This is a genomic window from Pseudobutyrivibrio ruminis (assembly GCF_015057245.1).
GTDB lineage: Bacteria > Bacillota > Clostridia > Lachnospirales > Lachnospiraceae > Pseudobutyrivibrio > Pseudobutyrivibrio ruminis_E.
The window spans coordinates 1-7,745 of record NZ_SVET01000030.1 but is presented as its reverse complement, the minus strand read 5'-3'; the positions used below and the strand labels follow the sequence as shown (position 1 = coordinate 7,745).

The following is a 7,745-nucleotide window of genomic DNA, read 5'->3' as shown; positions in this document are numbered from 1 at the left end:
GGCTACCAGCATGATGAAATGACAGGAAGCTACTTTGCACAGGCTAGATACTATGATGCTGGGGTAGGTAGATTTGTAAGTGAGGATAAAGTAAGGGGATTTATAGATTATCCAGAATCTATAAATCATTATTTGTATTGTTGGAACAGGCCATTAGATTTAAAAGATACTGATGGATTGTTGCCTTCATTGGTAACAAGTATTGAAAACGATCTATTTGCTCCAATTAATGAATGGTTTAAGAGCAATACAGATTTTACATATGTAGATGAACAAAGTACAAAAGGGTTAGCTGGTCCATACGTAACAAATACAAACACTGTTAAAACAGGTGATAATAAACTATTTAATGTAACATATAAAAATGGAAAATATGAATCAACTCAAATAAATATTGTACCATCTGTAAAAATTGGTAGTTATCAAGGGTCTATAGGCGTAAAAGTAGACAAAAATGGATTAAATTTATCTGTTAAATCGGTTCATACGGATAAAGATGGTAATAGTTCAACAATGAAAGTAGATTTAAATAAGTTGTCAGTAAAGGCAGATATATCAAATACAGTTGGCAAAAATACTACTGGGTGTGGATTTAGATTTAGTTTAAACCCATTTGATAGTGATGATATTTATACGTATGATTCAGTTAAAATTAATAAAAATATATCCAACAAAACTGAGATGGGATATTCTATAAATTCTGGAATTGGAGATGTAGCAATTGCTGCAATTGCAGCGATAGTTTATTTCGCGGGTCCTACTGTCGTAGGAGCGATAGGTGCAGATGGAGCTGCGGGTGCGGAAATCATATCATTCCCAGCAGTAGCATCAGCCGGAACAAAAGTAGCAGCATTCTTTTTTGCATTCCTAGGGTTAAAAACGGTTGTAGAAGCAAATGAGAGTAGTGAAGATGGAACTTGTACAGAATAAGAATAGAAGGGAATATAGATATTATGAAGAATAAAATTCAACAGACACTATATATTAGAGACATAATTATGAGCGGTTCATTGCTCATAGCAATAATAAGCATTTTACGTTTTTACAATAATGTTTTATTAGTAGGAGTAACAATACTCTCTGCATTAATATTATTTATAGGTTCATATAAGGCAATGCATGTATACATGCAAAAGCAGTTTACTGAAAAAATGAATCTGGAAAATATAATTGATTTTTATAGTAAGAAAAAAAGGCTATATTTACAAGAAAAGGCAGATCTATTCAATGCTTTATTATGGTGCGAAGAGGATGAAAGAATAGCAGATTACATCAAAAATAACGCCCTGCCTTTGGAACAAAAACTGTCATATGAGTTTTATAAGTTGGATAAAAAGCTGATTAAAGAAAACGATATAGAAAATGATATGTACCCAGAGGCATTTCTACGTATTCAAGGATTATTAGAGGCATATAAGAACTGTAAGAAAAAAGATAATGATGTCGTAAAGAAATTTCATGCCTATTTTGATTTTTACCAGAGTTACTATAACAAGCAATATGATTCAGCTTTAGCAGCTATAGATGAGAATGTTTCCAAAGGAAAGCTCAATGAGACGTGGAGAATTTATCACAAAGGAATTGTGTATAAGCAGATAGGCGATATAGATAAAGCTGATTCGTGCTTTGTACATTTTAAGACATGCGGTGGACACACTAGATTTCAAAAATGGCTGGGAATAGAGTCAGATACAAAAGGACAAAGTAGTATTGCGATGTGGTCGCTTATGGTTGCCACAGTTCTGTATTTGGTTGTAGTACTGGTAATGTGTAACCATCAGTATTCTTCTGTACAAGAAGCGCTTAAGTGGGAGTATGGGGATAATGAGAGCAATCTTTATTTGATAACTGAAAGTTATTATGATGGCCAAGGAGTTAGCATCTATTCATACAATGATAGTATTTTATATTGTAATTATTGTAAGAATGACCATGGTTACACTATTAAAAAAAGGCATGTTGATAAAAATATAAAGGAAGATCGGAATGATAGTTTTTTTAATTCATCAACAATTGTACTGATTAACGGAAGTTTTTACAAAGGAACAAATTATAAGCCTGAAATAATAATTACAAAAGGTGATTCGCTGGACCAAAATGTAATTAGGAATATACAGGTAGAATCAATAGAAAGTAAAACTGTAAACAATGAATTATATTATTTGGTTACAGTTGAGTAGAGGGAGAATGATAGAAAATGACAATGAATAAAGCATATTTACAATACAAGATTGTATTTGCAGTATCTATAATCTTGTTATTGATTGGGATAATAGAAGCAATAAAAGTTGGAAGTATTATTATAATTGTTTTACATGTGGCTTTTTTTGGTGTTTGTAGCTTGCTATATAGAAGATATGGATGGAATTGGATAATTCTAGATTATGTTTATAACAATGGTAATCTTGATGAGTATTTGAGTTTACTGTTGGCAAAGAACAGTAAAAAATATGCCTCATTAATAGGAACTCTAAGTTTTTTATCACCAAGAGAAATGCTAAGAAATAATGAACAAATTTTGTTTATAAACGTAGAGCAATATGTTTTCGGCACGAGTGAAGAATCAGTAAATGACATAGAAAGAATGCTTGTGGAATTGAATGGTTCGAATAATTTTTTTATTTCTAATTACAGCCCTATATTATTAGACATATATAAAGAAGAATATGATAGTGCTGTTGCAAAGCTTGATGATTTGACCAGTGCAAACAATTTGTATGAGATTCCAAGACAATTTTATTTAATGCAAATCTTTTCAAAACAGAACAAGTATCCGGAAGAAGTAAAAAGTTGTATCGAATTTATAAAAAACAAGGGATTTAATACGCGATATGCAAGATACATATCTTGTGATAATGATTTGTGTTATGAGAATAACAAAAGAGACTGTGTACAAGTAGAGAGAATCTTAATAGTTTTTGCATACTACATGCTATGGAGTGTATTACTTTGTCTTAGAGTATGAATAGGGATAATATCAGCTAAAACGTAGAGCTTTTGGCTGAGCTTTGCAATTAGACATAAATAAATTAAAACGGAGAATAAAGATTGGAAGCGGGAATAACAAATAATACAGAAGGCAGAAGAATAAGAAATGCAAAGGTAACCTATGACATGGAAATCAGTACAGTGGGTAGAAATGATTTTGTCATAGGTAATACCTCTAGAAGTGATATTTCTTTTTTATGTGATGAAGAATCATGTGTAGAGATAAGAATTCAAAGAACAAAAGATGGTTTTGAAGCTAACTGCGAGAGCGATAGCTTTAAATACTATATCAATGGTGTAGAAGCAGAATCAGGTGTAAATGCGCTTAAAATAAATAGTTTTTTGACTGTAGGAAACGTATCTTTTTTTTTTGAAGAATACACCATTAAAACATCAATGGCTTATAGAATCAAAACACAGTTTCCTAATAAAGATCTGTCCGAGTCAGGAAAAGCGATGGTGTATCCTGAATTCTACAGAAATGCTAGATATCTTTATGAACTCCCTGATGAAAAACTGGAAGTGTTAAATCCGGAAACACCACCACAAGAGCCAAAAAGAAATTTATTGATGACATTAACACCGGTTGTAGTGTCATTTTTATTGATGATATTTATAAGAAGTAGAATGATGCGCGGCGGTATTATGTACATCATTTATTTTGCTGCAACTATGCTTGTAGGAGCAGCCATGTCTGTATGGACATACTTCGATAACGGCAAAGATTATAAGAAGAAGACAAAAGAAAGAGTAAAAAAATATGCTGCTTATATAGAAAAGAAGGAAGCAGATATACAGAAAGCCAGAGCAGAAGAAAAGCTTATAATGACTAAGAGAAACCCATCAATAGAAGAAACAATTGATAGGATTCAGTCTTTTTCACCTAATCTTTTTGAAAAACAAAAATCTCATGAGGACTACTTGGATGTTCGAATTGGTACAGGAAATGTAAAATCCCAGCTTCAAGTAGAGTATAAAAAACAGGAGTATCTGCATGTATATGATGATTTGATAGACTATCCGGAATATCTTCATGATAAGTATGAGTATATTGCAGATATGCCAGTAACATTACCTATTGGAAAGGTCAATGCAATAGGTTTCATTGGAAATAGGACAAAACTGTATCACATGATGAAAAATGTGATTTTGACTATAGCTGGTCAAGAATCATTTACAGATGTAAAAATGATTTTTTTGTTAGATGAAGTCTATGCACCATACTTAGAATGGGTTAGATGGTTACCTAATACATTTGATGAAAATACAGGTATGCGCAATGTAATGTATGATGACGAAAGTGCTAAAAGTGTATTAGGTAATTTGTATTCGGAAATATCTAAACGAGAGGGATTAAAAAAAGAGCAGATAGAAGAACTGCCGGACTATATCGTATTTGCGTTTCGTTCAGAACGTTTATCAGATCATCCAGTTAGCAAATATTTTGAGGTCGCTAGAAGTCTTGGATTTACATTTCTTTTCTTTGAGGAGAAAGAGGAATTTTTGAATAAAGCTTGTGAGCTGGGGGTATTTTTGGATGATGACAATTTCCAAGGTTTCATACAAGATTTATCAGATGGCACAGAATTACAAGACTTTACATATACCCATATTAGTAAAGAAATTGCAGAGCAATGCTCTAATAAACTTGCACCTATATATATCAAAGAACCAACTTTGGAAAGTGATTTAAGAAAGAATATCTCACTGTACGAGTTGCTTGATGTAAAGAAGGTTGAGGATATATCCCTTAAAGATAGATGGAATGAATCAAAAGTCTATAGCAGCATGGCAGCACCATTAGGTGTAAAGTCAGGTGGTGAAGTGGTATATCTTGATATACATGAAAAGTATCATGGTCCACATGGACTTGTTGCAGGTACAACAGGTTCAGGTAAATCTGAAATTTTGCAGACATATATTCTTTCAATGGCCACATTGTTTCATCCATACGAAGTTAGTTTTATTATCATCGATTTTAAAGGTGGTGGTATGGCAAATCAGTTCAGAAGCTTGCCACACTTAAATGGAGCAATCACCAATATTGATGGTAAGCAAATTAATAGATCATTGATGTCTATTAAGGCTGAGTTAATAAAAAGACAGGAACTTTTTGCAAAATATGATGTGAATAGGATTGATGATTATATAAAACTATTCAAAGAAGGAGTTACACCAACGCCATTACCACATTTGATATTGATAGTGGATGAGTTTGCAGAGCTTAAGAGCGAACAGCCGGAATTTATGAAGGAACTTATAAGTGCTGCACGTATAGGACGAAGCTTGGGTGTGCATCTGATACTGGCAACCCAGAAGCCAGCAGGTGTTGTAAATGACCAGATTTGGAGTAATTCCAAGTTTAAGCTATGTCTGAAAGTTCAAGATAAATCAGATAGTAATGAAGTATTGAAGTCACCACTTGCTGCAGAAATCAGAGAGCCAGGTAGAGCATATCTCCAAGTAGGTAATAATGAAATCTTTGAGCTGTTTCAGTCTGCATACAGTGGCGCATATATTTCAGATGGCAAGGTGAAAGCCATCAAGAAGTTTGAAATTTCAAAGGTTGATTTAGCAGGACGTAAAACAGTAGTTTATTCACAGAAACCTGAGCAAAATGATAATACTGTTACTGAATTAGATGCAATTGTTAAATATATTGATGATTATTGCAAGGAAGAAAAGATTAAGAAACTACAGGAAATCTGTTTACCACCTCTTTCAGAAATCATTGAATATCCTTCTAAGATAAAAGTTGAAGGAAGTGATGTTGCTTTACCAGTTGGTATATACGATGACCCAGCAAGGCAGTCACAGAATGAGCTAATTTTGAATTTAACACAAAGCCATGTGTTTATACTTGGTGCCTCATTGGCAGGTAAAACATATTTGGTTCAAAACCTCATTTATGGATTGGCTAGTCAGTATTCTCCATCAGAGGTAAATATTTATATATTAGATTTTGCATCGATGGCACTAAAAGCTTTTTCAAAGCTAAATCATGTTGGTGCGGTAGTAACTTTAGCGGAAGATGAAAAGCTAAAGAACTTTATCGAAATGTTGCAAAAGAAGATAGATGAACGACGTGAAATTCTTTCCACAATAGGATTAAGTTCTTTTGGAGCTTATAAAGAAGCTGGAAATAAAGATTTACCACAAATCGTAGTATTCCTTGAAAATTACACCGCTTTTAGAGAGACTTACCCTGAAATAGAAGCTCAGTTCATAAAAATATGTCGAGATGGAGTTGCGCTGGGCATTTCTATAGTTGTAACAAATCAGCAGATGTCAGGAATAGGATACAAACTTCTAACCAACTTTTCGACAAAGATAGCAATGAACTGCAACGAGCGAGGCCAGTATTCTGAATTACTTGATAGATGCAAAATGCAGCCTGATGAAAATCCAGGTAGAGGTCTTATCAAAATTGATAATGAAGTTATGGAATTCCAAACATACTTGGCATTTTCAATGGGTAAAGAGGTCGAACGTTTATCAAAGATTAATGAGTTTATTCAGGCTTGTAATGATAAGTATGGTGAAAGTACAGCTGAAGCTGTTAAGTTTATCCCTCCAACACTTAATGATGAGTATTGGAGCAGCAGATTCGGTTCAACAAAAATCAAGGATTACAATTTGGTTGTAGGTTTGGCCTACTCAAATGTAGAGCCAGTATATAACAATATTTTGGAAAATGTTGTAACTGGAATCTATGGTAGAGATGAGCTTGGACGTGATTCGTATGTTAGATACATACTTAAAAAGATGGCAACAGAAGCAGGAAGCAATGCAATAAAGCTGACTGTTATAGATGATGTAAAGGGATCATTGAAGGCTGTGTGTGATGCATTAGCCATCCAAGACTACACAGATAATTCTATGGAATTAGTTGATATCATGGAATCATTGCGTCAAACAGCTATTAATCGTAAAGAGATACTTGAAAGAAATGAAAGTCTTGAGAATGAACCATTGATAGTAGTGGTATTCAATGATTCAAAGGCTGCAGATGTAATTAATAGCCATGCTGAACTAAAGCAAGAATATTTGCAGATAATAAGTGCATATGCAAACTGCAAAATAAGTTTTATCTTTACAAATTTGCCAAATATTGCATTGGCTGCAGGATCTAATCAAATCCTATTAGATGTAAGAAACAGAGGAAACATGCTATTCTTCGAGGATTTGAAAAATATCAAGCTTGTAAATATTCCAGCACAAGCTATTAGGCAGATTAAAAAAGAAAATGCAAAGGGCGATGCATATTACACTAAAGAGGGCAAGATTATAAGATTAAAAACTATGGAATAATTGGGTGAAAAAATGCGAGATACAATTATCATAATGTTTAATAATGCAGGAAAAACAATAGACGTAGAGATTCCAACCAGTATAACAGCGGATGAATTGCTTCATGGACTAAATGTTGCTTTTGATTTAGGTGTAGATGAAGTAAATGCGAAAGGTTTTTATATGCGCTCAGAAAATCCAATAGCCTTAATCAAAGGGGATATGACAATTTCTGAGCTTGGAATTAGAACAGGTACTACAATTTTTGCACAGTAAAGGGAGATTTATTATGCCATACGCAGACGAGAAGGGGAACATAGAAGTAGGCGAAGTTGATATAGAGTGGGATGTAGCAGCACTAAGAAGTTATTTTGATGAATGTCAAAAGGCTTATAACGAGTTTCTTGAAATGTCAGATGATTTAATCAAATCATTTGAAGCATTTGCAAATGATGAAACTCATAAAG

The 7,745-nt window shown here is 33.4% G+C and carries 5 protein-coding genes; all 5 read left to right on the top strand.

All coding sequences use genetic code 11. The features are described from left to right. Window positions 1-930, top strand: a 930-nt coding sequence (locus E7274_RS14195; RefSeq protein WP_304176857.1) for an RHS repeat-associated core domain-containing protein, incomplete at its 5' end; no start/stop codon positions are given. A 23-nt stretch (window positions 931-953) separates the two neighbouring features. Continuing rightward, a complete protein-coding gene (locus tag E7274_RS14190; protein ID WP_304176854.1) occupies window positions 954-2,180 on the top strand; it encodes a hypothetical protein in 1,227 nt (408 codons plus the stop codon). Window positions 2,181-2,197: 17 nt separating this feature from the next. Further along, the gene (locus E7274_RS14185; protein WP_304176852.1) at window positions 2,198-2,965 is read left to right on the top strand and encodes a hypothetical protein; all 768 of its coding nucleotides are present in this window, start codon (window positions 2,198-2,200) and stop codon (window positions 2,963-2,965) included. A gap of 83 nt (window positions 2,966-3,048) precedes the next feature. Beyond that, window positions 3,049-7,299 carry a type VII secretion protein EssC gene (essC, locus tag E7274_RS14180; protein WP_304176849.1) on the top strand — a complete coding sequence of 1,417 codons (4,251 nt, stop codon included), beginning with the start codon at window positions 3,049-3,051 and terminating at the stop codon, window positions 7,297-7,299. Between the two features lie 12 nt (window positions 7,300-7,311). Beyond that, on the top strand, window positions 7,312-7,554 hold the full coding sequence (locus E7274_RS14175) for an EsaB/YukD family protein (RefSeq protein WP_304176846.1): 243 nt from the start codon (window positions 7,312-7,314) through the stop codon (window positions 7,552-7,554). The last annotated feature ends 191 nt before the right edge of the window (window positions 7,555-7,745 follow it).